We start from the raw sequence: 26,607 nt of genomic DNA, 5'->3' as shown, positions 1-26,607 counted from the left end.
ACTTTATCCCATCGCCAGGAACACTAGAATGTCGCTATTCGCAACATCGGCCGCCCGCCCGGCCGCTCCTGGGGAGGACTGAACATGCCCGGCTATCTCTATCTCGCCATCGCCATCGTCGCCGAAGTCATCGCCACCGCTTCGCTGAAGTCGGTGAAAGGCCTGTCCACGCCCCTGCCCCTGCTGCTGGTGATCGTCGGCTACGCCATCTCCTTCTGGATGCTCACCCTGGTGGTGCGCAGCATCCCGGTGGGCATCGCCTACGCCATCTGGGCCGGCCTGGGCATCGTGCTGGTCAGCGTCGCCGCGCTGGTGCTCTACCAGCAGAAACTCGACGCCCCGGCGCTGCTGGGCATGGGCCTGATCGTCAGCGGCGTGGTGGTGATCCAGCTGTTCTCCGGCAGCGTCAGCCACTGAGCCACAGCCCCCTCGGTTATACTGCGCGCTTCGTTTCACGCGAGGCGCGCCCTTCCATGACCCAACCCCTGAGCACCGACATCCTGGTCGTCGGCGGCGGCATCGCCGGCCTCTGGCTGAATGCCCGCCTGCGCCGCGCCGGCTATTCCACCGTGCTGGTGGAGAACGCCGCGCTCGGCGGCGTGCAGAGCATGCGCTCGCAGGGGATCATCCACGGCGGCACCAAGTACGCCCTGCACGGCGCGCTGACCGGCGCCTCGGAAGCCATCGCCGACATGCCCTCGCTGTGGCGCCAGTGCCTGGCCGGCGACGGCGAGCTGGACCTGCGCGGCGTGCGCGTGCTCTCCGACGCCCACTACCTGTGGTCGCCGGGCGGCCTGGCCGGCAACCTCACCAGTTTCTTCGCCAGCAAGGCGGTGCGCAGCCGCGTCGCCCAGGTGAAGGGCGACGAACTGCCGCCGGCGCTGCAGGACAAGGCCTTCAAGGGCAAGGCCTACCGCCTCTCCGAACTGGTGCTTGACGTGCCCAGCCTGGTCGCCCACCTGGCGGTGCTGGGCGGCGACGGCCTGCTGGCCGGGGAACGCATCGAGCCGCTGCGCGAAGGCGACGAGCTGGTCGGCCTGCGCGTCGACGGCCGAGACATCCGCGCCCAGCGCGTGGTGCTGGCCGCCGGCGCCGGCAACGAGGCGCTGCTGCGCGCACTCGGCCTGGAGCAACCGGCCATGCAGCGCCGCCCGCTGCACATGGTGCTGCTCAAGGCGCCGACGCTGAAGCCGCTGTACGCCCACTGCGTCGGCGGCGGGCCCAAGCCGCGGGTCACCGTGACCACCCACCCGGCCGCCGACGGCCAGTGGGTGTGGTACCTGGGCGGCGACATCGCCGAAGCCGAGGGCGTGGCCCGCAGCGAAGCCGAGCAGATCGCCGAGGCCCAGCGCGAGCTGCGCAAGCTGCTGCCCTGGGTCGACCTCTCCGCCGCGCGCTGGGCCACCCTGCGGGTGGACCGCGCCGAGCCGGCGCAATCCGGCCTGCTGCGCCCGGACAGCGCCTTCCTCGCCGACCAGGGCCGCCTGCTGGTGGGCTGGCCGACCAAGCTGGCGCTGGCGCCGAACTTCGCCGACCGCGTCTTCGAGGCCCTGGACCGCGACGGCATCCGCCCCGCCGCCGGGCAGGCGTTGCCGGAGCTGCCGCGCCCGCCCCTGGCCCGCCCGGTATGGGAGGAGCTGCTGCCATGAGCGGCCTGCACGCACTGCATCGCCCGCTGGGCCGCACCGGCCTGAACGTCTCGCCGCTGGGCCTGGGCACCGTCAAGCTGGGCCGCGACCAGGGCGTGAAATACCCCAGCGGTTTCCGCATCCCCGACGACCGCGAGGCCGCCGACCTGCTGGCGCTGGCCCGCGAGCTGGGCATCAACCTGATCGACACCGCGCCGGCCTATGGCCGCAGCGAGGAGCGCCTCGGCCCGCTGCTGCGCGGCCAGCGCCAGGACTGGGTGATCGTCAGCAAGACCGGCGAGGAATTCGAAAACGGCCAGTCGCGCTTCGACTTCAGCGCCGCCCACACCCGCCTGTCGGTGGAGCGCAGCCTGCGCCGCCTGGAGACCGACTACATCGACCTGGTGCTGGTGCACTCCGACGGCAACGACCTGCACGTCCTGCAGCACACCGAGGTCTACGAGACCCTCGAACGGCTCAAGCAGGAAGGCCTGATCCGCGGCTTCGGCTTCTCCGGCAAGACCGTCGATGGCGGCCTGCTGGCGCTGCAGCGCGGCGACTGCGCCATGGTCACCTACAACCTCAACGAACAGGCCGAGAAAGCGGTGATCGACCATGCCCTGGCGCACCGCCGCGGCATCCTGGTGAAGAAGGCCCTGGCCAGCGGCCATGCCTGCCTGGGCGAGGGCCAGGACCCCGTGCGCGCCAGCTTCGAACTGGTGTTCGGCCACCCCGGGGTGGGCGCGGCCATCGTCGGCACCATCGACCCGCAGCACCTGCGGCACAACGTCGCGCTGGCAGCCGAAGTCCTCGGCGGCTGAGCCCTGGCGGCCGAATCCGGCGGCGCCACGACCGTTGATCGGCAGTCACCCAAGGTTGACACAAAGGGCGCATTCCTGTGCCATGCTCAGACTCCGCGGTGAAAAACCGCGGCACGTAAAATTGCCGCCAAAAGCTCGCTGACAGGGAAAACATCCGAAAACAGAGCGCCTTTCAGGGCTAACCTCGAAATAATCGAGGGTTTTCGAAGTTCGCCGTCAACGCCGTAGCCACTGGCAACCCGGAACGATCGGCCAGGCCGCCCACCCTGAAGGCGGCCCGATGCGCCCTGTACGACGAGGACCGCCCATGCCCCGTACGCTCGCCCGCAAGGACCCGACCGCCTTCAAGACCCTGCCGTTGCTGGTCGAGGCCAACCCCGACAGCCTGGTCTACCAGGGCCTCGGCCTGCCGCTGAATTTCTCCCAGGTCCTGGAGCGCCGCCGCCCGGTCGAGGTGGCCGATACCCAGCGCTTCACCGCCGAGCTGGCCAACCTGGGCGTGTCGGTGCGCCTGACGCTCAACTGGCAGGGCCGCGACTACTGGGTGCTGGTGCGCCAGCAGCGCGCCGACCGCGGCGACACCGTGCTCAAGCTGATTTCCGGCTACGTGCCGTCCCACGAACTGAACCTGCCGCTGCTCACCGCCATCCAGGAAGTGGCCGAAGAATGCCTGGTAGAAACCGCCGACGGCTGGCTGGGCGGGCGCTTCGGCGACACCTGGCTGCCGACGCCCTACCAGGGCACCCTGCGCTACCGCGAGGCCAGCCACTTCTCGCTGACGCCGCTGTCCGGCGCCGCGCGCCCGGTGCAGGCCGGCGCCCTGCGTCTGCTTGAGCGCCCGCAAGCCTACGTGCACCTGCCCACCGCTTCGCTGCAGCTGGTCTACGACCTGCGCATGGAGCTGCCCAAGGACGTGCGCGACGTCAGCCTGTTCCACGTCGACGAGCGCCTGGAAAGCGGCCCCCTGGTGGCCCGCCTGGACCGCCGCCGCCCGGACCTGTACCTGCTGCCGCTGGAACACGGCCAGCCCACCGACGCGCTCTTCACCCTGCGCAAGGGCGAGCTGGTGAAGGCTGCGACCCGTGGTATCTGGCTGTCGGAAAGCTTCGCCGAACAGGATGGCTGGCTGGTGCGCGACGAACGCATCCGCTTCCGCGACTGGCTCGACAGCCTGCCGCCGGCCAACGGCAATTCCGGCAAGGGCCGGCGCACGGCCTGAAATCCGCACCTACGCCCCCGGCAAACACAACCCCCGTAGGATGGGTTGAGCGAAGCGATACCCATCGCCACGACCGCATGGGTTTCGCAAGCTCAACCCATCCTACGAAGAGCACTGCGCGTGCGTACGCCCCCGACCTGTAGGAGCAGGCCCTGCCTGCGAATCGCGCGCAGGGCGCGCTCCTACATGTGAACGGCTGCTCCGGTCACTTCAACTGGCTGGAGGTTTTACCCAGCAAGCGGCGCGCCACGATCAGCAGCTGGATCTGCTGGGTGCCTTCGAAGATGTCGAGGATCTTCGAGTCCCGCGCCCATTTCTCCAGCAGTTCGTCCTCGCCGTAACCCAGGGCGCCGGCCAGTTCCACGCATTTCAGGGTGACCTCGTTGGCCACGCGCCCGGCCTTGGCCTTGGCGATGGAAGCTTCCTTGGAGTTGGGCTGGCGGTTGTCGGCCATCCACGCGGCCTTCAGCGTCAGCAGGCGCGCCGCTTCCCATTCGGCCTCCAGGCGGTACAGGGTCGCCTCGGCATGGCTGACGGAGAGCAGCGGCTTGGCGTAGTCGAAACGGCACCCGGCCTTCTTCAGCAATTCGCGGGCGCGGTCCAGCGAGGCCTTGGCCACACCCACGGCCATGGCGGCCACCAGCGGGCGCGTGTTGTCGAAGGTCTCCATTACGCCGGCGAAGCCCTTCTGCACATCGATCTCGGCATTGCCCAGCAGGTTCGCCGCCGGCACCCGGCAATCGCTGAAGCTGATGGAGGCGGTATCCGAGGCCTTGATCCCGAGTTTCTTCTCCAGGCGGGTGACGGTCATGCCGGGGGTGCCCTTCTCCACCACGAAGGACTTGATCGCCGCGCGGCCCAGGCCACGGTCCAGGGTGGCCCAGACCACCACCGCGTCGGCGCGGGCGCCGGAGGTGACGAAGATCTTCTCGCCGTTGAGCACGTAGTGGTCGCCGTCCTTGCTCGCCGTGGCGCGGATCGCCGCCGAGTCCGAGCCGCAGCCCGGTTCGGTGATGGCCATGGCCGCCCAGGTGCCGCCGAAGCGCTTGAGCTGTTCGTCATTGGCCACCGCGGCGATGGCGGCGTTGCCCAGGCCCTGGCGCGGCATGGCCAGCAGCAGGCCGACGTCGCCCCAGCACATTTCCATCACACCCAGGCAGGCGGAGAGGTTGCCGCCGTTCTTCACGCCCTCCTCCGCCGCGGCGCCCTTGCGCTTGCTGGCCGAGGTGGCGCCAACCGCATCCGGCGAGCCGGCGTTCATGCCGTCCAGCAGCGCGGCCAGCAGGTCCAGTTCCTTGGGGTAGGCGTGCTCGGCCTTGTCGTATTTACGCGAGATCGGCCGCAGGTAGTTTTCCGCCACCTGGTGCGCCTGGTTGACCAGGCCACGGAATTTCTTCGGGGTTTCCAGGTACATGCAGGCGCTCCTCAGAGGTGCAGGCCGCCGGCCATCACGGCCACGGCGCGCAGGTCGCGGTACCAGCGCTCGGCTGGGTGTTCCTTGGTGAAGCCGTGGCCGCCGAGCAGCTGCACGGCGTCGGTACCGATCTTCATGGCCTTTTCCGCGCAGAGCAGGCGCGCCAGGTAGGCCTCGCGATGGAACGGCTGGCCGCGCTCGGCCAGGGCGCAGGCGCGCCAGGTCATCAGGCGCATGGCGTCCAGCTCGATGGCGATGTCGGCGACCATGAAGGCTACGCCCTGGCGGTGGCTGATGGGTTCGCCGAAGGCCTCGCGCTCGTTGCAGTAGCCGGTCACGTAGTCCAGCGCCGCCTGGGCAGTGCCCAGGGCCAGGGCGCACCAGGCCAGGCCGCTGAGGTCGAGGAAGGCCTGGTAGTCGAATTTCTCCGCAGCCAGGCGCCGTTCGGCGGCCACCTTCACGCTCTTCAGGCGGATGCGCGCGGTGCCGGCGGCTTTTAGGCCCATGGCCGGTTCCGGACGGCGTTCCACGCCCCTGGCGGCGGCATCGACCAGGAACAGCGCCGGGCCGTCGGCAGTCTGTGCGGCGACCAGCAACTGGCTGGCGTCCAGGCCGCGCACCACCAGGCACTTCTCGCCGGACAGCAGGTAATGGCGGCCGCGCTTGCGCGCCTGGGTCTTCAGTTGCGCGGCGTCGGCCAGCAGCTGCGGTTCGCCGACGGCGATGCCGATCAGCGGCGGGCCGTCCTCGCCGACGAACGCCGGCAGCCACTGCGCCTGCTGCTGCGGGCTGGCCCAGCGGCGGATGCAGTTGGCCGCCGACAGCGGCACCAGCAGCGCGGCGGCCAGGCTCAGGTCACCGCGGGCCAGGGCTTCGGCGATCAGCGCGTTGGTCAGCACGGTGCGCTCACCGGCCATGCCGCCGTGCACTTCGTTCACCCCGTAGTAGGCCAGGCCCAGTTCCAGGGCCTGGTTGAGCAGTTCGGCGGGCACCCCGGCGTTGGCGTCGGCATCGTGGGCGGCCGGGCGCAGCACCTCGGCGGCGAAGCCTTCGAGCATTTCCACCAGCATCTGCTGTTCGTCGGACAGCGACAGGTCGAAGAGCCCGTCCGGGTCGACCTTGCGCGGCGCCTTGAGCTGCTTGGCAGCGCGCTGGCTGGCCATGCGGAAGCCGGTGCGACTGCCGGTGTAGAGCAGTTTCTCGAAGGGTTTGCGCAGTTTCAGGCGGTCCGGCCAGTCGGCCTGGGCCACCCGGTTGAGCACGGCCAGGGCGCGGCCCTGCACGTCGGTGGTCATGGCATCTCGCTCCACGCGGGGATGGGATGCCGGGATCATGCGCCGGGAAGCGGCGGGGGGACCATGACCGCTTTGCCGGGACGCGCTGGCACGACGGTCACTGGGAACGTAGGGCGTACAACCGTTCGCGGTTGTACGCCGTTACACCCAGGCACATCGGCGGCTCCGAGGTCGAGCCCGGAGCACTCTGGGGTCCAACATGGGGGTCGGCCGGAGCGCCTGAGTCTGGCACGGCTGGTGAGGGGCGCTTCGAGTTTGGCAGCGAGCAGGGGTCAGCCGAGGTCAGGCGGCGTATAACCGCGAACGGTTATACGCCCTACGCCCAGGGAATATCGGCGTCAGCGCTTCTGGCGGATCTTTTCGACGATGGCGGTGGTGGAGCTGTTCGGCACCAGGCCGAGCACGCGCACTTCGCCGCCGTAGCCGGCGACTATGTCGGCGCCGACCACCTGGTCGACGGAGTAGTCGCCGCCCTTGACCAGCACGTCCGGGCGCACCTGGGCGAGCAGGCGTTCGGGGGTGTCTTCGCTGAAGCTCACCACCCAGTCCACCGCGCCGAGGCCGGCGAGCACCGCCATGCGCCGGTCGACGCTGTTGATCGGCCGGCCCGGGCCTTTCAGGCGGCACACCGAGGCGTCGTCGTTGACCGCCACGATCAGCCGGTCGCCCTGGGCGCGGGCCTGTTCCAGGTAGCTGACGTGGCCGGCGTGGAGGATGTCGAAGCAACCGTTGGTGAAGACGATCTTCTCGCCGTGGGCGCGGGCGTCCTCGATGGCCAGCAGCAGTTGCTCCAGGCCCAGCACGCCGCGCTCGGAGCCCTGCTCGCGCTGCACCGCGCGGCGCAGTTCGGGGGCGCTGATGGCCGCGGTGCCGAGCTTGCCGACCACGATGCCGGCGGCCAGGTTGGCCAGGGCCACGGCCTGCGGCAGGTCCTCGCCGGCGGCCAGGGCGCCGGCCAGGGTGGAGATCACGGTGTCGCCGGCGCCGGTGACGTCGAACACCTCGCGGGCGCGGGCCGGCAGGTGCAACGCCGGGTGGCCGGGGCGCAGCAGAGTCATGCCGTGCTCGCCGCGGGTCACCAGCAGAGCGCCCAGGTCCAGGTCGCCAAGCAGCTTCAGGCCCTTGGCCACCAGTTCGTTCTCATCCTGGCAGCGGCCGACGATGGCTTCGAATTCAGAGAGGTTCGGGGTGATCAGGCTGGCGCCGCGGTAGATGGAGAAGTCCTTGCCCTTGGGGTCGGCCAGCACCGGGATGTTGCGCTTGCGCGCGGCCTGGATCAGCGCCTGGTGGTTCTTCAGCGCGCCCTTGCCGTAGTCCGACAGCACCAGCACGCGGACCTGGTCCAGCAGCGCCTCGGTCTCGCGGGCCAGGGCCTCGGCGTCAGTCCTGAAGGGTTCCTCGAAGTCCACCCGCAACAACTGTTGATGCCGGCTCATGACGCGCAGCTTGACGATGGTCGGCTGCCCGGCGATGCGCTGGAAGCGGGTGGTCACGCCCACTGCGCCGAGGCTGTCGGCCAGGCTGGCGGCGGCCTCGTCCTCGCCGGTGACGCCGACCAGGAAGGCCGGGGCGCCCAGGGCGGCCAGGTTCAGCGCGACGTTGGCCGCGCCGCCGGGGCGGTCCTCATGCTGCTCGACCCGCACCACCGGCACCGGAGCCTCGGGCGAGATGCGCGAGGTCGCGCCGTGCCAGTAGCGGTCGAGCATCACGTCGCCGACCACCAGCACAGGGGCCTGATCGAAACGGGGCATGGTCAGTTTCATGGGAACTCCGCAGGTCGAAATCGCCGCGGATAATACCATAGCCGCTCGCCCGGCCTCGCGCCGGACGCCGGTCGTTCAGCGCAGCGGACGCACCCAGAACAGCTCGTGGCGACGCACCGCCTTGCGGAAGAATTCGTCCTCGCCGAAGGCCGGCCAGCGGCGCCCGGCCAGGGCCCGCTGGATCAGCCGGCGCAGGCGTTTCTTGGCCGGCAAAGGGACTGTCAGGTCGTGCTGCATGGCCAGGGCCTGGGCCTTGTCGAGGCGCATGGCGGCGTCCAGCGTCGGGCTCCACAGGGCGTCGGCCGGCAGCGGCTCGATGCACGGCGGCAGCGCCACCCCGCCTTCGGCCGGGCCCATGGGCCAGCGGTCGTTGTCGTGCAGGTGGTTGGCGTAAAACAGCAGGGTCTGCGGCTTCCAGGCGCTGCGTTCGATCGCCTCGCACAGCGCGCGCGTGGCGTGCACGTGGTCGGCGTGGGGGTCCAGTTGCGGGTGCGGGGTGACCAGCACTTCGGGGCGGAAGTGCTCCAGCAGCGCCGCCAGGTCAGCCACCAGGTTGTTCCAGCTGGGCACGCCGTCGGCGTCGGCCGGCAGCTGCAGCGGGTTGTGCCGGCGCAGGTCGCGGACGTCGCTCTCGCCGGACTCCCGCGAGCCGAAGCCCTTGTCCGGTTCGCCGCACATCGCCGGCAGTTGCAGGCAGTAGTAGCCCAGTTGCACGCAGCGGCTGGCCGGCACCCCGCCCCACAGCGGCACGGCCAGGCTGTCCCAGGTGCGCAGGCGGCCCTTCAGGCGCGCCGCGGCGGCCTTGTCCAGGCCCAGGCGCTGGTAGTGTTCGGCCTCGATCTCGCCCTGGGTGAGGGTGACGATGCTGGCCTCGGCGGCGCGGCTGTACAGGCCGAAGGCGGCCAGTTCGGCGTCGTCGGCGTGGGGTGCGATCACCATCAGCCGGCGCTCGGCATAGTCCGGGTTGTGGAAGGCGTGCAGGGTGCCCTGGCTGTCGAGGCGGCAATGACGGCCGCGGATGCGCAGGTGCCCGCCGCGCAGGGCCGCGCCCTGGCCGGACAGGTTGAGGTAGCGCACGCCGTTCACGCCGCGCTCGAAGTCCTGGCGATCGATGCCCTCGCTGCCTTCGATCAGCACCTGCGGGTCGAGCCAGCGTCCCAGCCAGTTGGCCTTGACGCGGATCTGCAGCAGCAGCGTCTCGTAGCCCTCGGGCAGCGCATCGGTGGCGACGTGCAAACCATGCGGGCCGAGGGCAGCCGGCAGGCTCAACTGGCCTTCCGGGAAGTCGTAGCGGTAGTCGTCGCGCGGCGAGTAGAACAGGTGGTCGGCGAACCAGGCCTCGTGGGCCACCCAGCTCAGCAGCACGGCCAGGGGTACGCTCCACCAGGGGGCGAACACGCCGAGGGCGAGCAGCGCCAGCAGCGCGACCAGCAGCACCAGGCGCTTCTTGCGGCGGTGTTCCTTGAGCAGTTGCTGCTTGCGGGCGCTCATGGGCGTTCTCCGGGGAGGGGACCTATTGCCTTGTGGATGCAGGAGCGAGCTTGCTCGCGAATGAGTCCGCTGCGGAATCTGTTCGCGAGCAAGCTCGCTCCTACGAAGAGCATTTCGAGCATTTACACCTGGAACACCGGCACCCGGTGGCACCAGCGGTCCTTGTATTCGCGGTCGGCGCGGCCGAAGGAATAGCGTAGCGGCTTGCCCAGCGCCTCGGCCTCGGCCCAGGCCTGCTGGGTGTTGACGTGGGTGAGCACGCTGCCAGGGCTGAACTCGCGGTTCTCCGGGGCCACGCCGCCGTTGATGTATTCGACGCTGATCCACTTCGGCGACTCGACGCGGTAGAGGATCTGGATCGCCACCGGCTCGCCGTCCAGGCGCACCAGCGAGCCGCGCATGAATTCGCGCATCAGCTCCAGCACCTCGGCCAGGCGCGCCTTGCCCGGCACCTCGAAGCCCCAGCGGCGCTGGAACAGCTCGGCGTAGATGCGCGCCTGCTCGGCCGGGCTCAGTTCGTCCATCGGTTGCAGCACGCCGCCCGCCTCTTCCAGCAGGCGCAGCTCACGGCGCTGGTTGTAGCGGAACTTCTTCGAGAAGTCCGCCGGCGCGCGGTTCAGCGCCAGCTCCTCATCCTGCCGGCGGGCGTCGGTCACCTGCTGGTGGTTCAACTCGGACAGGTAGCGCACCCGGTGGCGCAGGGCGATCCGCGCATCCTCGGCGACCGGCAGGATGACCTCGGCATTGCCCAGGTCGAACAGCGCCTTCTTGCCTTCGCGCTTGAGCACGTCCTTGGACAGCGCCAGATGCCGGCCCCAGGTGGGGATGGCGGCGCGCAGCTGGCCGTCGGCGACCCAGCCCAGGTAGCGCACCGGGATGCCGGCCAGGCCGGCCAGGCGCTCCACCACCTGCGGGTGGGTGGCCACGCTGCCGCCGAAGCGTTGCCAGGCCTCGGCGTAGGCCGCGGCGTCGATGGTCGTCCAGCCGCGCTCGCGGAAGCAGCGCAGGCGATCGAGCAGGGCCATTCAGACCGACTCGCCGACGCCGTCCTCGGCCGGCTCGTCGGCGAACTGCCTGGCGTGCAGGCGCGCGTAGTAGCCGTTGAGGGCGATCAGCTCGTCGTGGGTGCCGCGCTCGACGATGTGGCCCTGGTCCATCACCAGGATCAGGTCGGCGCGCTCGATGGTGCTCAGGCGGTGGGCGATCACCAGGGTGGTGCGGCCCTCCATGACCTTCTCCAGGGCGGCCTGGATGTGCCGCTCGGACTCGGTGTCCAGCGCCGAGGTGGCCTCGTCGAGGATCAGCACCGGGGCGTCCTTGAGCAGCGCGCGGGCGATGGCCAGGCGCTGGCGCTGGCCGCCGGAGAGCATCACGCCGTTCTCGCCCACCTCGGTGTCGAAGCCTTCGGCCAGGCGGTCGATGAACTCGCGGGCGAAGGCATCCTCGGCGGCCTTCTCCACCGCGCTGCGCGGCTTGCTGGCGAGGTCGCCGTAGGCGATGTTGTTGAGCACGCTGTCGTTGAACAGGTTGACCTGCTGGGTGACCAGCGAGATGTGCTTGCGCAGGTTGCGCAGGCGGTAGTCGTCGACGTCCACGCCATCGAGGAGGATCTTGCCCTCGCTGTGGTCGTAGAAGCGCGGGATGAGGTTGGCCAGGGTCGACTTGCCGCTGCCGGAGCGGCCGACCAGGGCGACCATCTGCCCCGGCTCAACGCTGAAGTTGAGGTCATTGAGCACGCGCTTGTCGGTGCCCGGGTAGGTGAAGCTGAGGTTCTTCACTTCCAGGCGGCCCTGCACGCGCTCCTTCTCCACGCTGCCATGGTCCACCTCGGGCTGCTCGTCGAGCTGCTCGAAGATGCTCTCGGCGCCGGCCACGCCCTTCTGGATGGTGGAGCTGACCTCGGAAAGCTGGCGGATCGGCTTGGGCAGCAGGCCGGCCATGGAGATGTAGGCCACCAGGTCGCCGACGGTGGCGTCGCCGCGCAGCAGCAGCACCAGGTACAGCAGCACCGCCATGGCGCTGTAGATCACCAGTTGCAGCATCGGCGTGTAGATCGCCGAGGTCTTGTTCATGCGCAGGTTCTTGCTGGTGTTCTCGTGGCTCACCTGCAGGAAGCGCTCGCGCTCGTAGGCCTCGCCGCCGAAGCTGCGCACCACGCGGTAGCCCTGGATGGTCTCGGAGGAAACGTGGGTCACGTCGCCCATGGCCACCTGGATCTTCTTGCTCTGCTTGCGGAACTTGCGGCTGGCGCTGGTCACCATCACGGCGATGACCGGCAGGATGGCGACCATCACCAGGGTCAGCTTCCAGTTCATGTACAGCAGCGAGAGGAACAGGAAGACCACGGTCATGCCTTCGCGGATCACCACCTTGATGGCGTCGGTGGCGGCGCCGGTGACCATGGTCACGTTGAAGGTGATGCGCGAGATCAGGTGCCCGGAGTTGTGGCTGTCGAAGTAGCGGTTGGGCAGCGTCAGCAGGTTGTTGAACAGCGCCACCCGCAGGTCGTGCACCAGGCCCAGGGAGACGCGGGCGATGTAGTAGTTGCCGAGGAAGGAGCCGATGCCCTGCCACACCGCGATCATCACCACCAGCAGCGGCACCGCGTAGAGCAGCGAGAGGTCGCGCAGCCAGGGCCAGGGCGCGTTGGGGAACAGCTTGGCGTCCGGGTGCGTCAGGCCGTCGACGAAATACTTGAGGATGCCGGCCAGCATCGGCTGGGTGGCGGCGAAGATCAGGAAGCCGACGATGCTCAGGGCGAACATGCCCCAATAGGGCCGCACGTAGGTGAGCAGGCGGAAGTAGATCTTCAGGCTCGAGGGCTCTGCGGTGTCTTTGCCGGTCATGAAAGAATCGCACGCTGAAAAGGCCGGCGATTATAACACAGGCCTCTCGTTTGCCCGGCGCCTGGGCTACTATAGCCGGCCCCCGTCCAGGAAGCCGGTATGCAAGAGCTCGACCTATCCGCCTACGAATCGCTTCGCGCCGGCGCCACCGTGCTGGAAGCCGACAAGCACGGCGACAAGGTCCTGCGCCTGCCCGACGGCAACTTCGTCAAGCTGTTCCGGCGCAAGCGGCTGATCTCCTCGGCGGCGCTCTACCCCTACGCCCAGCGCTTCGCCGACAACGCCCGGGCGCTGCAGCGGCTGGGCATTCCCTGCCCCGAGGTGATCGGCGTCTACCGCGTGCCCGGCATCGCCCGCGACCTGGTGCACTACCGCCCGCTGCCGGGCCAGACGCTGCGCCAGCTGATCACCGCCGGCCAGGCCGACAGCGCCCTGCGCGAGCGCCTGGGCGAGCTGATCGCCCGGCTGCACGAGCGCGGCGTGTACTTCCGTTCGCTGCACCTGGGCAACGTGGTGCAGACCCCACAGGGCGAACTGGGGCTGATCGACATCGCCGACATGAAGACCCAGCGCCGCGCCCTCGGCCGCGCCCAGCGCAAGCGCAACTTCGCGCACATGCTGCGCTATGCGGAGGATCGGCAGTGGTTGCTGGCGGATGAGGGCGGCGAGCTGAGCGAGGGCTACCTGCGCCACGGCACGGTACGCTGGGACGCCCGCGAACTGCGGGGCATCCTCAACGCCGGTTGAGTTCGCTCCCGGCTTCCCCGGCCGCGGCCGGGCGCTTCAGGCTCAGGCCGAGCAGGAACACCGCCCAGGGCATCAGCCACATGGCGCGGGTGCGCTCCCACAGGCTGAACACGTCGAACTGCATGGCCACGCTGGCATAGACCCACAGCAGCAGCAACGCCAGGCCCAGTTGCGTATGGCGGCTGCGCCAGGCCCGCAGGCCCAGCATCGCCCAGAGCACCAGCCAGACGAGCAGCGCCGGGATCCCATACTGCAGGGCGGTGTGCAGCAGGAAGTTGTGGGTGCTGCCATGGTAGCCGCCGGCCCAGCCCTGGACCTCATAGGTGGTGCCGTAGCCCACGCCGATCCAGAAATGCTCGCGCAGGATCGGCAAGGCGCTGCGCAACAGCTCCAGCCGCTCCGAATCCCCCCGCGCCATCAGGCTCGGCTCCAGGCAGAACAGCGCGGCACCGCCGGCCAGGGCCGCCAGGGCCGCCAGGCGCTTGCGCCAGCCTGGCAGCAACACTAGGCAGAACACCGCTGTGACCATCAGCGCCAGGAGCGCACCGCGGCTGCCGCACAGACCGACGTAGATCAGCGGGGGGAGTTGCAACAGCAGCCAGGCCAGCCACCAGGCGCGTCTCGTCGGACGCAGCGGCAACGCCATCACCAGCAGGAAACCCGTGGCGTAGGCGGCCGCGTTGGGGTTGTCGAGGAAGCCACCGAAGCCGTTCAGGCGTCCCGGTGCGTAGGCTGGAGCCCACAACAGCGCAGCCAGGCAATAGAGGCTGTTGACCATGCCAAGCAGCACCAGGGTGCCTCGCAGGCGCGACTCGCTGGCCCGGGCCCAGAGCAGCCAGCCACAGACCAACAATACGAAGAGGCTCGACTGCTTGACCCGCGACAATCGGTCGAAATCCCCGACGGCCCACAACAGCGAGAGGTTGGCCCAGGCGAACAGCGCCAGGAACAGCCACATTTCCCTGCGTTCGGCGATCAGCCGCCCCAGCTCGGCGCGGCGGGCAACCACCAGCCAGAGCGCCGGCAGGTACACGAATAGCGCCACCATGGTGTAGTAGAACTTCATGGTCGGCGTCAGCAATACCCCGGCGATGGTCCAGAACACGCCGAACCCCAGCATCGCCTCGGCCACCCGGTCCCTGCGGGCGATTGGTACACCGCCTTGACTCATCGCGGGCCGCCAGGTCTGCCACGCTTGCAACAACATCGACTTCATCCCGGACGCACTCATCCCTCGTGGAACTTGAACATGAGGTGACGCAGGCGACGCCAGGTCACGCGATTCCAGCGCCATGGCGGCAGCCGCAGAAGAAGCCGCAGGGCATAGGCCTTGTCCGACACCACCGAGTACTTGAGCGCCTTGTTGATCACGCAGGTCAGGCCCTGCGAGTAGCAGGGATGGCCACGGTAGGGGGCGATGGCCATCAGGTCGTAGTCGAGCTGGCACTGGTAGGCGGTCTTGGACATGTTGCCCGCATGCCTGCGGTAGAGCGTCACCAGGTCCGGCAGCACATCCGTGCGATAGCCCAGGTGGGCGATCTTCAGGGTGATCTGGAAATCCTGGATGCGGATCGCCGGGTCATAGCCCCCGGCACGGTCCAGCGCCTCGCGTCGATACATGGCCACGGGGGCGCCGATGGCGTGGGCGCGGGACAGCAGCTCGGCGAAGCTGTAGCTGCGCAGCGACTTGCCCTCCTCGGTCTTCAGCCGCCGCCCTTCGGAGTCGACGTATACCACCCGCGCCCCGACGCAGCCCACCTGGGGATGCGCCTCGAGGTAGGCGGCCTGCAGCGACAGGCGGCCCGGCAGCATGACGTCATCGGAATCGGGCGTGGCGATGAACTCGCCGCGGGCATGGCTCAGGGCCGTGTTCAGCGCGGCGCTGACGCCCTGGTTGGCTTGCCGGTAGAACTGGAAGCCGTAGCGCTGGCGCAGGGCCTCGATCTTTTCGGCGCTGGCATCCTGGGAGCCGTCGTCGACGACGATCAGCTCGAAATTCGGATAATCCTGCTCGAGGATGCTCAGCAGGGCCTCCTCGATGTAGCGTTCGCGGTTGTAACAGGGAACCAGCACGGAGATCAGCGGCCTGGGCACGACCACCTCCGGCCCCGATGGCCGCCACGAAAGCTTCGGCGCATGAATGTTCAAATTCCCAGAGCCCGGCGTAATCGCTCCAGCCTGCCCGGTTGCGGACGTGGGCGCAAGGGTGGCGTCATCGCCTCGACGATGCGCGCCCCGATCTGGCTGAAGCCGAAGCCCTCCTCGGCCAGTTGGCGGCCCCGGGCGGCGATGCGCGCCGCCAGCTCAGGGTCCTCGCGCAGCACCTGCAGCTTGCGGCGCAGCTCGGGGATGTCGCGGTAGAACACCACGTTGTGCATGTCCACCAGGCCCAGCGCGCGGTTTTCCTCCTCGCCCTGGTCGTAGGCAAAAAGCACGCAGCCGCAGGCCATGGCCTCGAAGTTCTTGATCATGTACTCGCCCATGCCGACGTCCGCGCTGACGAAGAAGCGGATGCGGTTGAGCGTGTTCAGGTAGTCCTCGCCGGAGTTGGTCTTGGTGACCAGCAGGTTCTCCACCTTGCCCAGTTCGTCCAGCAGCGCCTTGCGCCCGCTGTAGGCGACGCTGCCGGTGCTGCCGACGAAGGCCAGTTCGATGTCGCGCTCGCGGCCCAGGTCGTGGAGCAGGTTCTGGTCGTAGCCCTTGGGCACGAAGACGGCGTCGAAGCCTTCCTCGCGCAGGCGCCGGGCGACCACCGCGCCGGAGCTGATCACCCGCGCCCAGGGCAGGCGCCGGTAGTGGGCGCTGAACTTGCCGGTGTACTTGCAGGGGATGTAGTTCTGGTAGGCGTCGTGCTCGAGGATCACCAAGTTCGGCACGCTGGCGATGAAGGAAGCCTGGCGCATTTCCTTCTTGAAGCGCAGGAAGAACAGGATGCGGTCGTAGCGCGACACGTCGACCTGCTCGCGGAAGTAGCGGCGCAGGTTGGCCTGCTCGTCACTGCTCAGCCAGCGCAGGTCGCAGTCGCAGTGCTCGGCGATGCCGTCGTAGAGACGGTCGAGGATCGCGCGTTGTTCTTTCTGGACCAGGAACAGGACTTTCAAGATTCACCCTTGGCGGCCGCGGCCGTCATTCGGAAACGCCACGCGTCAGCGCACGCACCAGCGGCAGGCTCCAGAACTCCCGGCGCACGGCCCCGTCGGAGAAGCGCTCATGCAGGCGCTCGTCCATCAGCCGGGCGCAGGCCTCGCGCTGCTGCCGGTCGAGCGCCGCCAGGTGCCCCAGGCCCTGGGCCAGGGCCGCGTCGTCGCGCAGCGGGAAGAGGATGCCCAGGCCCTCGACGATTTCACCGGCGCCACCGCCGGCGGTGGAGATCAGCGGCACGCCGGCGGCCATGGCCTCCAGCAGGACCATGCCGAAGGGCTCGTGGTCGGAACTCAGGGCGAACACGTCGAAGGCCTTGAAGTAGCGCTTCGCGTCCGGCACCTGGCCGAGGAACAGCACGCGCTCGGCGATGCCCAGTTCGCGGGCCAGCGCCTTGAGGTCTTCCTCCAGGCGGCCCTTGCCGAGGATCGCCAGCAGCGCATTCGGCGGCAGCTGCGGCAGGGCCGCGGCGAAACCGCGCAGCAGCGTGGCCTGGTCCTTGTCCGGGTGCAGGCGGCCGACGTTGCCGACCACCCAGGCGTTGTCCGCCAGGCGCAGGTGCTGGCGCGCCGGGTAGCGCTCCACCTGCTCGGCCTGCAGGGCGTCGACGTCGACGCGGTTGTACAGCGTCTCGATGCGCTCCACCGGCCAGGCCGGCAGGCACTGGCGCAGCTCGTCGCGCACGGCGTTGGACACCGCCAGCAGGCTCAGGCGCTTGGCGAACAGCTTGGCGAACAGCTTGCGGCCGAGCCGGCGATAGTCGCCGAAGCCGTGGTGCACGCCGATCACCGGCAGGCGCGTGGCCAGCATGGCCACCCAGGTGGGCTTGAAGCGATGGGCGATGCAGAAGCGGAAGTCCCGCGAGCGGGCGATCTCGCGCAGGTCGCGGATGGCGCGCAGCTTGAGGCCGCGCACGTCCTTCGAGCTGTAGTCGAGGAACAGCACCTCGTCGCTGGCGCAGCCGGCGGCCACCTCGGCGTCGGGCGCGCCGGTGAGGAACACCGTGGTCACCCGGTAGCCGGTGCCGGCGAACAGGCTGGCGTACTGACGGGCGCAATCCAGGAAGGGCCCGTCATAGCCGTGGCAGAACTGCAGGACCCGCGGTTCAGCCGAGCGAGTCATAGGCCGCCGCGCCTTCCTTGACCACCAGGATGTCCTGCATGATCAGGTATTGCAGGTCCGAACCGTAGAACATGTTCAGCGCGTCGGTCGGCGAGCAGATCATCGGCTCGCCACGGCGGTTCAGCGAGGTGTTCAGCGCCACGCCGTTGCCGGTGAGTTTCTCCAGCTCCTTCATCAGGTCGTAGTAGCGCGGGTTGAACTCGCGCTTGAGCACCTGGGCGCGGGAGGTGCCGTCCTCGTGGACGACTTCCGGCACGCGGGTCTTCCACTCTTCGTTGACCTCGAAGGTAAAGGTCATGAACGGCGCCGGGTGGTCGATCTTGAACATCTGCGGGCCGACGGTATCCAGCATCGACGGGCAGAAGGGCCGCCAGCGCTCGCGGAACTTGATCTGCGCGTTGATGCGGTCGGCCACGCCCGGCACGCTCGGGCAACCGAGGATGGAGCGCCCGCCGAGGGCGCGCGGGCCGAATTCCATGCGGCCCTGGAACCAGGCCACCGGGTTGCCGTCGGCCAGCACCTTGCCGATCAGTTCGGGCACGTTGTCGATCTTGCGCCAGGCAGGCGCAGCCTCGTGGCGGGCGCAGGCGGCGATGACGTCTTCGTTGCTGTATTCCGGGCCGAGGTAGACGTGTTCCATCTTCTCCACCGGCACGCCGCGCTCCCAGGAGACGTAGGCGGCGGCGCCCACCGCGGTACCGGCATCGCTGGAGGCGGGCTGTACGTACAGCTCCTTCACTTCCGGACGCGAGATGATCTTCTGGTTCAGCTTGACGTTCAGCGCGCAGCCGCCGGCGAAGGCGATCTTGCCGGTTTCGCGGAGGATGTCACCCAGATAGTAGTCCATCATCTCCAGCGCCAGCTTCTCGAACAGCGCCTGGATGCTGGCGGCGTAGTGGATGTACGGGTCGTCGGCGATGTCGCCTTCGCGTTTCGGGCCCAGCCACTCGATCAGCTTGGGCGAGAAGTAGTAGCCCTTGCCCTTTTCCTTGTAGCGGCGGAAGCCGATGACGTTGGCGTACTCGGTGTTGATGATCAGCTCGCCGTTCTCGAACTTGGCCAGGCGCGAGAAATCGTACTTGCTGGCGTCGCCGTAGGGCGCCATGCCCATGACCTTGAACTCGCCGTCGAGCATGTCGAAGCCGAGGTACTCGGTGATCGCGCCGTACAGGCCGCCGAGGGAGTCCGGGTCGTAGAACTCCTTGATCTTGTGGATCTTGCCGTTCTCGCCGTAGCCGAAGAAGGTGGTGGCGTACTCGCCCTTGCCGTCGATCCCGAGGATCGCGGTCTTCTCCTTGAAGCCGGAGCAGTGGTAGGCGCTGGAGGCGTGGGCCAGGTGGTGCTCGACCGGCTGGATCCTGACCTTCTTCAGGTCGAAGCCCAGTTGCTGCAGGCACCACTGGATGCGCTTGTAGTAGCGCTTGTAGCGGCGGTTGCCGAGCAGGATGGCGTCCAGCGCGCGGTCCGGGGCGTAGGCGTAGCGCTTGGCGTAGTGCCAGCGGGCCTTGCCGAACAGGCTGATGGGGGCGAAGGGAATGGCCACCACGTCGACGTCGGCGGGCTTGATGCCGGCCTGCTCCAGGCAGAACTTGGCCGACTCGTAGGGCATGCGGTTCTTCGCGTGCTTGTCGCGGACGAAGCGCTCTTCTTCGACCGCCGCGACCAGCTTGCCGTCGATGTACAGGGCGGCGGAAGGGTCATGGCTTACGGCGCCGGACAGGCCGAGGATGGTCAATGACACGGGTAAGAGCCTCTTTGAAAGCAGCTGGAAGCTTGAAGCCGGAAGCTTGAAGCAACAGCGATGTTCGTCATAGCCCCTGGGGGCTTTCGTCTTCCGGCGTCAAGCCTCGGGCTTGAAACCGGGATAAATTCTCTTAGAAGCAACTCGAAGCCGGAAGTTTGAAACTGGAAGCCAAAAACAACGTCCCCCTCCGGGCTCCTGCCTTTCAGCCTCCAGCCTTCAGCCTTCAGCCTTCAGCCGCCTTTAGGTATGCGTTCATCCAGCAACCGGTGCAACGCGCTGCCCTGCGGCCAGTTGCGCAGGAAACGTGCGCGGTCGCGGGCATAGGCGCGCTCGAAACCGGCCTGGCCGTGGTGCTTGTGCATGGCGTCGAGGTCGATCAGCGCCCAGCGCCCCGAATCGCCTTCCCCCTGCCAGAACAGGTTGTGGCCCTTGAGGTCGCCGTGGCTGATGCGCTCGCGCCGCAGCGCTGCGAACAGGCTGTCCAGGGCCTTGAGTTCGGCCTCCGGCGGCATGCCGGCCCCGTCCGGATCGTCCAGATGGGGTTTGAAACGGGCAATTATATCCTGCCCGGCCAGGTAATCGGTAATCAGGAAGGCCGGCCCGCGCAGCCACAGCCAGCGCCGTTCCAGCACCGCCAGGGGTTTCGCGGTGGCGATGCCGAGGGCTTCCAGGCGGTTGCCCTCGCGCCAGGAGGCCCAGGCGCGGCTGGGGCGCCAGAAGCGCTTGAGCCAGTGCAGCAGGTTCTTGATGTTGTAACGCTTCACTACCAGCGGGCGGCCATCCAGCTCCACTTTCGCCACGGTAGCGGCACCGCCGGTCTTGTAGACATGCCCCCGGTCAATGAAAGCGTCCGGCTCGGCCAGCAGCGGCGTCAGGCCGGCTTCCTCTTCGCGGCGCACCGCGCGCAGGCCGAAGGCGCCGCGGCGCACGCTGAACAGGCTGCAGTCGCGGCCGATCTTCTTCAGCAGGTCGGCGACGCGCCAGCGGCGCACCCGGGCGATCTCCTTCTGCAGGGCCTCCAGCGGCAGCGCGTGCTCGCCGTTGACCAGCAGGTAATGCACCAGCAGTTCTTCGAGGAAGGGGTCGAGGCTGGCCGGCAACTGGGCGAAGAACACCCCGAGGTTTTCCAGCACGTGCTTGCGCGACAGCGGCTGGCCGGGCGTTTCGGCGCGGATGCCGGCGCCGTCGATCAGGTACAGGCGGCCGTCGTGGCGCAGCAGGTTGTCCAGGTGCAGGTCTTCCTGCCAGAGGCCCTTGGCGTGCAGTTCGGCGATGGCCGCCAGGGCCTCGCCGAGCACCGCCTGCTGGGCGTCGGACAGCGCCGGCTCGGCTTCCACCGCGCGCCAGGCGTCGCCCAGGCTGTGGGCGTCGTCGAGGAATTCGAAGAGCAGCCAGCCGCCCTCGCCTTCGCGCAGGCCGTCGGCCAGCAGCAGCGGCGTGGTCAGGCCCTGCTCGGCGAGCAGGCGCACGCCGGCCAGCTCGCGCTGGAAGTGCCGCGCGGCCTTGCCGCCGACCAGCAGCTTGGCCAGCACCTGGCGCCCGCGCCAGTTGCCTGCGCCGACGTAGCGCCGGCCCGGCAGCACACGCAGCAGGCTGTCCAGGCGCAGCTCGGCGGGGCCGGCGCCATCGGCCAGTTCCAGTCGCAGCGGCAGCGTCGGCTGGCGCCCGGCGTTTCGCATCTCGCCCAGCCTCACCCGCGTTTCTCCTTCTTGCGCCGGCGCGCGCCCAGGCGCTTGTACCAGTGCTCCACTTCGGCGCCGCTGGCCGCGCTGCCCAGGTAGGCGGCGAGCAGCTGGCGCACGTCCACCTCGCTCCAATCAGGCGCGCGGCGCAGCAGCGGCTCCAGGTCCTTGACGCGGTCGCGCAGGCCGAACCACAGCGGGCGGGTCTTCTCCAGGTCGATCAGGCAGGCCTGGAAGCCGTCCTCGGCTTCCCGCAGGAAGATGTGCTTGGGATAGAAGCAGCCGTGCATCTGCCCGGCCTCGTGCAGGCGCCGGGCGAGCATGCCGCAGGCGTGCAGGATGGCCTGGCGGCGCTCCGCCGGCAGGCCGGACCAGTCCTTCAGCCAGGCGTCCAGGTCGCGCCAGCCGTCCAGCGCGCGGGTCACCAGGATGGCGCGGCGCTCGCCGCCCTCGCGGCGTTCGCCGAAGAAGGCCGCCTGCAACGCCGGGATGCCCAGTTGCTGGTAGCGCTGGATGTTGCGGAACTCGCGGGCGAAGGTCGGCTCGCCGCCCGGGCGCAGCAGGCTGCGCGTGAGGTGGTTGCTCTGCCGCTTGAGATAGTAGGCGCCGCCGTCCAGCTCCAGGCGGAACACGCAGCTCATGCCGCCGCGCTCGGTGTTGGGCTCGTCCACCGCCTCCAGCGGCAGCGTCCAGAGCGCGTCGAAGTCGGCCAGGCCCTGGCTGTGCAGGCGCTCGCGGTCGTCGTCGGCGATGAAGTCGTTCACTCGCGTCCCTCGTAGAAATGGGCGATGCGCCGCACGCGGACCTTGTCCGAGGCGTTCAGCCGCTCGCGCCGGCGGTACTGCAGGTAGAAGCGCAGGCGCTGGGTGGCGGAAAGGTGGTACTTGGCCACCTTGTCCAGGGTCGCCAGGTCCTTGGTCACGCGGTGGCGCAGCATGAAACTGACCCAGTAGTTGCCGATCGGGCAGTCGATGAAATACACGGTGCCGGCGGCGTCGACCAGGATGTTGCGCCACTTCAGGTCGTTGTGGGTGAAGTGGTGGTCATGCATCAGCCGGGTATGAGCGGCCAGCTGCCGGCTGACGTGGTCGACCCAGGCGCGGTCGCGCAGGCGCGGGTCGTCGCGCCGGGCCAGCGCGGCCAGGTCCTCGGTGCCCGGCACCTCGCGGGTGACCATGGCGCCGCGGACGAAGGCGCCGTGCTTGCGCTCCAGGCCCCAGGCCACCACTTCGGCGGTGGGGATGCCCCACTTGGCGAACTGCTTGAGGTTCTGCCACTCGGCCTTGATCCGCGGCCGCGCCAGGTAGCGGTGGTAACCCTTGCCGGCGCTGTTGTAGCGCTTGACGTAGTAGCGCACGCCGTCGCGCTCGACGCGGATCACTTCGGACTTGGGGTCCTTGGTCAGGCGCTCGCCCTGCAGGGCGAATACCGCGTCCAGGCTGCCGAAGTCGGCGGACAGGTGGCGGTAGGCGGGTTCCAGGGTCCAGCCCGACATCAGAGCAGGTCTCCGTAGCGCTGCTTGCGATCGTAGAGTTTGGCGGCCTTGCGCTCCATCCAGGCGAGCAGAGCGGCCTCCTCGCGGAGGATGTCGCGCAGGGGCTTGCGGAAGTAACCGCGCAGGAAGCGTAGCTTGTCGCGTTGCGTCAGGCCGATGTCCAGCGCCGAGAAGTACAGCGCGGCCAGGTCCTTGTCGCGCCAGCGCCGCGGCGTGGCGGCGCGGGTCTGGGCGCGGTGCAGGTCGATCACCGACAGGCGCAGGTCGTCGGGCGTCGGCGGGCGATCGGTGTGCAGCAGGAAGTGGCAGATGTAGCAGTCGCGATGGTTCACCCCGGCGCGGTGCATGGTGCCGACCATCTTCGCCACTTCGTCGATCAGCGCGCGCTTGAAGCGCGGCGCCGGCGGCTCGCGCAGCCAGTTCAGCGACAGCTGTTCGAGGTCGATGGTGGGCGCCAGCTCCTCGGTGACGATGAAGGAATGCTGGCGCGCCGGGTCGCCGCCGCGCTCGCCATAGGCCACCGCGGTCATGGTCGCCACGCCGGCCTGGTGCAGGCGCTCCAGGGCGCGTTGCTCCTGGCCGGCGCCAAGCACCGGGAGCTTGGCGCTGAGCAGGTTCTTGAAGATTTCGCCCCAGCCGATGCCGCGGTGGATCTTGACGAAGTAGCCGCGGCCGTCGACCTCGGTGCGCAGGGTGCGGCGGCCTTCCAGCTCGCGGTAGACCTTGCCCTGCAGGCGCTCGACCTCGACGAAGGGGTCCTTGCCGGCCCATAGGCTCCTGAACGGCTCGCGCAGCTCAAGCTTCATGGGTACCGCCTTTCGTAGGAGCGAGCTTGCTCGCGAATCGACCTGGCACAAAAGCGTTCGCGAGCAAGCTCGCTCCTACAGGGAGGCCGATGAGTCTGGGGAGGCCGGGGAGGGGGGTGTTCATGGGCGCTCCTGCAGGATCACGTCCGCGGCGTGCTGCGGCATGGAGTACAGGTCCGCCGTGTCGGCGAAGGCCAGGCCGTTGCGCGACCAGGCGGCGCGCGCCGCGTCGTCCCGGAGCATCTCCGCCAGCATGCGGTTGAAAGCGTCCTGCTCGAAGGGCGACGGCACCACGCGGCCGGCATCGGCCTCGGCTATGTAGTGGGCGTAGCCGCAGACGTCGGTGACCAGCACCGGCAGCCCGGCGACCACCGCCTCCAGCAGCACGGTGCCGGTGTTCTCGTTGTACGCCGGGTGGATCAGCAGGTCGGCGCCGAGCAAAAAGCGTGGGATGTCGCTGCGGCCCTTGAGGATCTGCACGTGGTCCGACAGGCCCAGGGCCTTGACCTGTAGCAGGAAGGGCTTGGGGTCGTCCTGGCCGATGGCGATCAGCCGGGTGCGCTTGCGCAGGTCCCGCGGCAGCGCCGCCAGGGCCTTGAGGCTGCGGTCCAGGCCCTTGGTCTTGAAGCCCGAGCCGATCTGCACCAGCAGCAGGTCGTCGTCGGCCAGCTTGAATTCGCGGCGGAAGTCGGCGCGGATTTCCGCGGCGTTGGCCGGCGCGCGGCGGTCCAGGGCGATGCCCGGGGGCAGCAGGTGGAAGCGCTCGATCGGGGTGCGGTAGTGCTTGATGAACAGCGGCTGCTGCACCTCGGAGATCATCAGCACCTCGGTCTTCGACTCGGGGGCGAACACCGCCCGCTCGTAGTCGGCGAAGTGCTTGTAGCGGCCCCAGCGGCGGTAGATGGGGTTGCGCAGGGTCTGCGCCTTGTCTTCGAAGCAGCCGTCGGCGGCGTAGTAGACGTCGAGGCCCGGCATCTTGTTGAAGCCGATCACCCGGTCCACCGGGTCGCGCGCCAGGTCGGCGGCCAGCCAGGCGCTGAATTTCTCGTTGCGGCGGTGGTTGAACAGCGCCTTGACCGGCGCCACGCGCACGTCGAAGCCGGGCGGCACCTCGCCTTCCCAGATCGGCGTGTAGACGCGGATGGAATGGCCGCGCTTCTGGCATTCCAGGGCGATGCGCATGAAATCGCGCTGCAACCCGCCGAACGGGAAGTACTTGTACAGGACGAAAGCCAGTTTCATCGAAGCGTCTCCGGGGCCAGCAGCAGCGCCTCCAGTTGCAGCGCCACGCGCTGCGGGTTCAGGCGCGTGAAGCACAGGGGCTGCTCTTGCCGCAGGTCGAACTGGCGCTTGTCTTCGGCCGTCGGCTGGTAGGTGCAGGTCTTCTGCAGGCAGGGTGCGCAGGGCCAGTCGCTGGCCAGGTGCACCTGGGAACGCCCGTAGGCGCCGGTCAGCCCGGGGTTGGTCGGGCCGAACAGCGACAGCGTCGGCACGTCCAGGGCGGCAGCCAGGTGTCCGAGCCCGGTGTCCACCGCCACGCAGGCGGAAGCGCCGGCCAGGACCTTGGCCATGCCTGCGAGGGATAACCTGGGGAGCACCGAGGTGTTTTCCAAGCCCTGGGCGATGCGCTCGGCGCGCTGGCGCTCGTTGTCGTTGCCCCAGGGCAGGCGCACCGACCAGCCGCGCTCGCCCATGCGTTCGGCCAGCTCGCGCCAGTAGGCCTCGGGCCAGTGCTTGGTGACCCAGGTGGTGCCGTGCAGGAACACCAGGTAGGGCTCGCCGGCGCTCCCGTCGATCAGCAGGCCGCGGTCCAGGCCGTAGTCGCCGACGCCCGCCGGCAGCGGGTAGTCCAGCGCCTGGGCGAACAGCTGGCGCACGCGCTCCACCGCATGCTGGCCCCAGGCGACCGGGTAGCCGCGGTCGTAGAAGCGGCTGGCCGCCGGCTCGCGCGCGGATTCCCTGTCCAGTCCGGCGACCGGCACCTTCTTCGCGTAGCGCGTCAGCCAGGCGCTCTTGAGCAGACCCTGGGCGTCGATCACCAGGTCGTAGTCGACCTCGCGCAGGCGCTTCTTGAAACGCCGCCACTCGCCGTTCTTCAGGGTCTGCCAGAGGTTCTTGCGCCAGCGCCGGATGGCCACCGGGATGACCTGGGCCACCGCCGGGTGCCAGGCAGGGATCTCGGCGAAGCCTTCCTCGACCACCCAGTCGAACTGGATGCCGGGGATGGCCCGGGCGGCGTCGGTGAGCGCCGGCAGGGTATGGATGACGTCGCCCAGGGACGACGTCTTGATCAGCAGCACCCTCATTCGACGTCGACCGGGTCCGCGACCAGGCGGTCGAGCGCCTGCAGCACCATCGACGGCGGCAGCTCGCGCAGGCAGTTGTAGTGGCCGAAGCGGCACACACGGTCGAAGCAGGGGCTGCATTCCAGGCCCAGGCGGACGATTTCCACGGCATCGGCCAGCGGCGGGGTGAACTGCGGCGAGGTGGAGCCGTAGACCGCCACCAGCGGGCGGTTCAGCGCGGCGGCCACGTGCATCAGGCCGGAGTCGTTGCTGACCACGGCGGAGGCGCAGGACATCAGGTCGATGGCCTCGGCCAGGGCGGTTCCGCCGGCGAGGTTCACCGACTCCTCGCGCAGGCCGGGGATCAGCCGCGAGCGGATGTCCTCGCCGCCGGGGTGGTCGTTCTTCGAGCCGAATATCCACACCTGCCAGCCGGCGCGGATCTTCGCCTCGGCGACCTTGGCATAGAACTCCGCCGGCCAGCGCTTGGCCTCGCCGAACTCGGCGCCGGGGCACAGCGCCAGCACCGGACGGTCCAGGCTCAGGCCGAACTTGGCCAGGGCCGCGTCGCGGCTGGCCGGGTCGATGGCCAGGCGCGGCTGCGGGTAGGGCTTGGGCGGCTCGGCGCCCGGCGGGTAGGCCAGGGCCATGAAGCGCTCGATCATCAGCGGGTAGCGCGCCTTGTCGAGCTTGCGCACGTCGTTGAGCAGGCCGTAGCGCATCTCGCCCTTCCAGCCGGTGCGCCTGGCGATGCCGGCGAAGAACGGCACCAGCGCGGACTTGAGCGAGTTGGGCAGGAGGATGGCCTGGTCGTACTGGCCGGCCAGGGACTTGCCGATGCGCCGGCGCGCGGCGATGTCGAGCACGCCGTGGCCGAGCGGGAAGCTCAGGGCCTGGCGCACTTCGGGCATGCGTTCGAGGATCGGCCGGCTCCAGTCGGGCGCCAGCACGTCGATCTGGCAGTCGGGGTGTTCGCGCTTCAGGCACTCGAAGAGCGTCTGCGCCATCACCATGTCGCCGACCCAGGAGGGACCTACGATCAGAATGTTCATATGGGCTGCAGGCTATAGGCGGCAGGCTGCAGGTACAAGGCAGAACGCCTGCAGCC

23 protein-coding genes are annotated in these 26,607 nt (G+C 69.0%); 5 read left to right on the top strand and 18 right to left on the bottom strand.

Going from position 1 to position 26,607, the window contains the following annotated elements; translation table 11 throughout:
• The first annotated feature begins 84 nt into the window (after positions 1-84).
• The 4 genes from M8R19_RS18780 (at position 85) to M8R19_RS18765 (ending at position 3,668) form a co-directional block, all read left to right on the top strand.
• Positions 85-417 (top strand): DMT family transporter, encoded by a 333-nt coding sequence (locus M8R19_RS18780; RefSeq protein ID WP_058488179.1) that lies wholly within the window; start codon positions 85-87, stop codon positions 415-417.
• Positions 418-473: 56 nt separating this feature from the next.
• A complete protein-coding gene (locus M8R19_RS18775; protein WP_116424200.1) occupies positions 474-1,649 on the top strand; it encodes an NAD(P)/FAD-dependent oxidoreductase in 1,176 nt (391 codons plus the stop codon).
• The gene (locus M8R19_RS18770) at positions 1,646-2,449 is read left to right on the top strand and encodes an aldo/keto reductase (RefSeq protein ID WP_116424199.1); all 804 of its coding nucleotides are present in this window, start codon (positions 1,646-1,648) and stop codon (positions 2,447-2,449) included. The genes M8R19_RS18775 and M8R19_RS18770 overlap by 4 nt, the downstream gene beginning before the upstream one ends.
• 307 nt (positions 2,450-2,756) lie before the next feature.
• Entirely contained in the window at positions 2,757-3,668 is a 912-nt protein-coding gene (locus M8R19_RS18765; RefSeq protein ID WP_043268534.1) for a hypothetical protein, read from the top strand.
• Between the two features lie 205 nt (positions 3,669-3,873).
• Here M8R19_RS18765 and M8R19_RS18760 read toward each other — a convergent pair whose 3' ends face one another.
• From M8R19_RS18760 to msbA, 6 genes are all read right to left on the bottom strand, one after another.
• A complete protein-coding gene (locus M8R19_RS18760; RefSeq protein ID WP_043316932.1) occupies positions 3,874-5,082 on the bottom strand; it encodes an acyl-CoA dehydrogenase family protein in 1,209 nt (402 codons plus the stop codon).
• A gap of 11 nt (positions 5,083-5,093) precedes the next feature.
• Positions 5,094-6,377: an acyl-CoA dehydrogenase family protein gene (locus M8R19_RS18755; RefSeq protein ID WP_249918575.1), complete on the bottom strand. Its 1,284-nt coding sequence runs from the start codon at positions 6,375-6,377 to the stop codon at positions 5,094-5,096.
• Positions 6,378-6,715: 338 nt separating this feature from the next.
• Positions 6,716-8,140 (bottom strand): bifunctional D-glycero-beta-D-manno-heptose-7-phosphate kinase/D-glycero-beta-D-manno-heptose 1-phosphate adenylyltransferase HldE, encoded by a 1,425-nt coding sequence (hldE, locus tag M8R19_RS18750; RefSeq protein ID WP_074983432.1) that lies wholly within the window; start codon positions 8,138-8,140, stop codon positions 6,716-6,718.
• A gap of 75 nt (positions 8,141-8,215) precedes the next feature.
• Positions 8,216-9,631 carry a PIG-L deacetylase family protein gene (locus M8R19_RS18745; RefSeq protein WP_249918574.1) on the bottom strand — a complete coding sequence of 472 codons (1,416 nt, stop codon included), beginning with the start codon at positions 9,629-9,631 and terminating at the stop codon, positions 8,216-8,218.
• A 122-nt stretch (positions 9,632-9,753) separates the two neighbouring features.
• A complete protein-coding gene (locus M8R19_RS18740; RefSeq protein ID WP_249920196.1) occupies positions 9,754-10,650 on the bottom strand; it encodes a GNAT family N-acetyltransferase in 897 nt (298 codons plus the stop codon).
• Positions 10,651-10,656: 6 nt separating this feature from the next.
• Entirely contained in the window at positions 10,657-12,477 is a 1,821-nt protein-coding gene (gene msbA / locus M8R19_RS18735; RefSeq protein ID WP_074983437.1) for a lipid A export permease/ATP-binding protein MsbA, read from the bottom strand.
• A 99-nt stretch (positions 12,478-12,576) separates the two neighbouring features.
• On the opposite strand from msbA, the gene M8R19_RS18730 reads away from it, so the two are divergent.
• Positions 12,577-13,224: a lipopolysaccharide kinase InaA family protein gene (locus M8R19_RS18730; protein ID WP_249918573.1), complete on the top strand. Its 648-nt coding sequence runs from the start codon at positions 12,577-12,579 to the stop codon at positions 13,222-13,224.
• Here the strand turns inward: M8R19_RS18730 and M8R19_RS18725 are convergent.
• From M8R19_RS18725 to waaF, 12 genes are all read right to left on the bottom strand, one after another.
• Positions 13,211-14,395, bottom strand: coding sequence for an O-antigen ligase family protein (locus M8R19_RS18725; protein ID WP_249918572.1), 1,185 nt, complete (start codon positions 14,393-14,395; stop codon positions 13,211-13,213). The genes M8R19_RS18730 and M8R19_RS18725 overlap by 14 nt on opposite strands.
• Positions 14,396-14,451: 56 nt before the next feature.
• The gene (locus M8R19_RS18720; protein ID WP_494546291.1) at positions 14,452-15,366 is read right to left on the bottom strand and encodes a glycosyltransferase; all 915 of its coding nucleotides are present in this window, start codon (positions 15,364-15,366) and stop codon (positions 14,452-14,454) included.
• Between the two features lie 2 nt (positions 15,367-15,368).
• Positions 15,369-16,325, bottom strand: coding sequence for a glycosyltransferase family protein (locus M8R19_RS18715; RefSeq protein ID WP_249918571.1), 957 nt, complete (start codon positions 16,323-16,325; stop codon positions 15,369-15,371).
• Between the two features lie 25 nt (positions 16,326-16,350).
• A complete protein-coding gene (locus M8R19_RS18710; protein ID WP_249918570.1) occupies positions 16,351-17,487 on the bottom strand; it encodes a glycosyltransferase in 1,137 nt (378 codons plus the stop codon).
• Positions 17,471-19,228, bottom strand: a complete 1,758-nt coding sequence (locus tag M8R19_RS18705) for a carbamoyltransferase family protein (protein WP_249918569.1) — start codon at positions 19,226-19,228, stop codon at positions 17,471-17,473. The genes M8R19_RS18710 and M8R19_RS18705 overlap by 17 nt, the downstream gene beginning before the upstream one ends.
• Before the next feature lie 233 nt (positions 19,229-19,461).
• Positions 19,462-20,925 carry a lipopolysaccharide kinase InaA family protein gene (locus tag M8R19_RS18700; RefSeq protein ID WP_249918568.1) on the bottom strand — a complete coding sequence of 488 codons (1,464 nt, stop codon included), beginning with the start codon at positions 20,923-20,925 and terminating at the stop codon, positions 19,462-19,464.
• Entirely contained in the window at positions 20,922-21,677 is a 756-nt protein-coding gene (locus M8R19_RS18695) for a lipopolysaccharide kinase InaA family protein (RefSeq protein WP_249918567.1), read from the bottom strand. Before M8R19_RS18695 ends, M8R19_RS18700 begins: the two co-directional genes overlap by 4 nt.
• Positions 21,674-22,408, bottom strand: coding sequence for a lipopolysaccharide kinase InaA family protein (locus tag M8R19_RS18690; protein ID WP_074983453.1), 735 nt, complete (start codon positions 22,406-22,408; stop codon positions 21,674-21,676). Before M8R19_RS18690 ends, M8R19_RS18695 begins: the two co-directional genes overlap by 4 nt.
• Positions 22,408-23,214, bottom strand: a complete 807-nt coding sequence (gene rfaP / locus M8R19_RS18685; protein ID WP_009613579.1) for a lipopolysaccharide core heptose(I) kinase RfaP — start codon at positions 23,212-23,214, stop codon at positions 22,408-22,410. Before rfaP ends, M8R19_RS18690 begins: the two co-directional genes overlap by 1 nt.
• A gap of 120 nt (positions 23,215-23,334) precedes the next feature.
• Entirely contained in the window at positions 23,335-24,456 is a 1,122-nt protein-coding gene (locus M8R19_RS18680; protein ID WP_249918566.1) for a glycosyltransferase family 4 protein, read from the bottom strand.
• On the bottom strand, positions 24,453-25,520 hold the full coding sequence (waaC, locus tag M8R19_RS18675) for a lipopolysaccharide heptosyltransferase I (RefSeq protein WP_074983457.1): 1,068 nt from the start codon (positions 25,518-25,520) through the stop codon (positions 24,453-24,455). The genes M8R19_RS18680 and waaC overlap by 4 nt, the downstream gene beginning before the upstream one ends.
• A complete protein-coding gene (waaF, locus tag M8R19_RS18670) occupies positions 25,517-26,551 on the bottom strand; it encodes a lipopolysaccharide heptosyltransferase II (RefSeq protein ID WP_249918565.1) in 1,035 nt (344 codons plus the stop codon). The genes waaC and waaF overlap by 4 nt, the downstream gene beginning before the upstream one ends.
• Positions 26,552-26,607: the final 56 nt, after the last annotated feature.

This window comes from Pseudomonas sp. R3.Fl (genome assembly GCF_023516765.1).
Taxonomy (GTDB): domain Bacteria; phylum Pseudomonadota; class Gammaproteobacteria; order Pseudomonadales; family Pseudomonadaceae; genus Pseudomonas; species Pseudomonas citronellolis.
Note: the sequence above shows the minus strand (reverse complement) of the source record. Positions and strands in the feature narration are given on the sequence as shown.

Bases quoted from the DNA above. Each gene is read 5' to 3' on its own strand.
- M8R19_RS18755 (WP_249918575.1), bottom strand. From the start codon at position 6,377: ATGACCACCGACGTGCAGGGCCGCGCCCTGGCCGTGCTCAACCGGGTG.
- M8R19_RS18770 (WP_116424199.1), top strand. From the start codon at position 1,646: ATGAGCGGCCTGCACGCACTGCATCGCCCGCTGGGCCGCACCGGCCTG.
- M8R19_RS18690 (WP_074983453.1), bottom strand. From the start codon at position 22,408: ATGTCGGGCTGGACCCTGGAACCCGCCTACCGCCACCTGTCCGCCGAC.
- M8R19_RS18730 (WP_249918573.1), top strand. From the start codon at position 12,577: ATGCAAGAGCTCGACCTATCCGCCTACGAATCGCTTCGCGCCGGCGCC.
- M8R19_RS18775 (WP_116424200.1), top strand. From the start codon at position 474: ATGACCCAACCCCTGAGCACCGACATCCTGGTCGTCGGCGGCGGCATC.
- M8R19_RS18765 (WP_043268534.1), top strand. From the start codon at position 2,757: ATGCCCCGTACGCTCGCCCGCAAGGACCCGACCGCCTTCAAGACCCTG.
- rfaP (WP_009613579.1), bottom strand. From the start codon at position 23,214: ATGAAGCTTGAGCTGCGCGAGCCGTTCAGGAGCCTATGGGCCGGCAAG.
- M8R19_RS18780 (WP_058488179.1), top strand. From the start codon at position 85: ATGCCCGGCTATCTCTATCTCGCCATCGCCATCGTCGCCGAAGTCATC.
- hldE (WP_074983432.1), bottom strand. From the start codon at position 8,140: ATGAAACTGACCATGCCCCGTTTCGATCAGGCCCCTGTGCTGGTGGTC.
- M8R19_RS18680 (WP_249918566.1), bottom strand. From the start codon at position 24,456: ATGAAACTGGCTTTCGTCCTGTACAAGTACTTCCCGTTCGGCGGGTTG.
- M8R19_RS18710 (WP_249918570.1), bottom strand. From the start codon at position 17,487: ATGACTCGCTCGGCTGAACCGCGGGTCCTGCAGTTCTGCCACGGCTAT.
- waaC (WP_074983457.1), bottom strand. From the start codon at position 25,520: ATGAGGGTGCTGCTGATCAAGACGTCGTCCCTGGGCGACGTCATCCAT.
- M8R19_RS18745 (WP_249918574.1), bottom strand. From the start codon at position 9,631: ATGAGCGCCCGCAAGCAGCAACTGCTCAAGGAACACCGCCGCAAGAAG.
- msbA (WP_074983437.1), bottom strand. From the start codon at position 12,477: ATGACCGGCAAAGACACCGCAGAGCCCTCGAGCCTGAAGATCTACTTC.
- waaF (WP_249918565.1), bottom strand. From the start codon at position 26,551: ATGAACATTCTGATCGTAGGTCCCTCCTGGGTCGGCGACATGGTGATG.
- M8R19_RS18725 (WP_249918572.1), bottom strand. From the start codon at position 14,395: ATGAGTCAAGGCGGTGTACCAATCGCCCGCAGGGACCGGGTGGCCGAG.
- M8R19_RS18760 (WP_043316932.1), bottom strand. From the start codon at position 5,082: ATGTACCTGGAAACCCCGAAGAAATTCCGTGGCCTGGTCAACCAGGCG.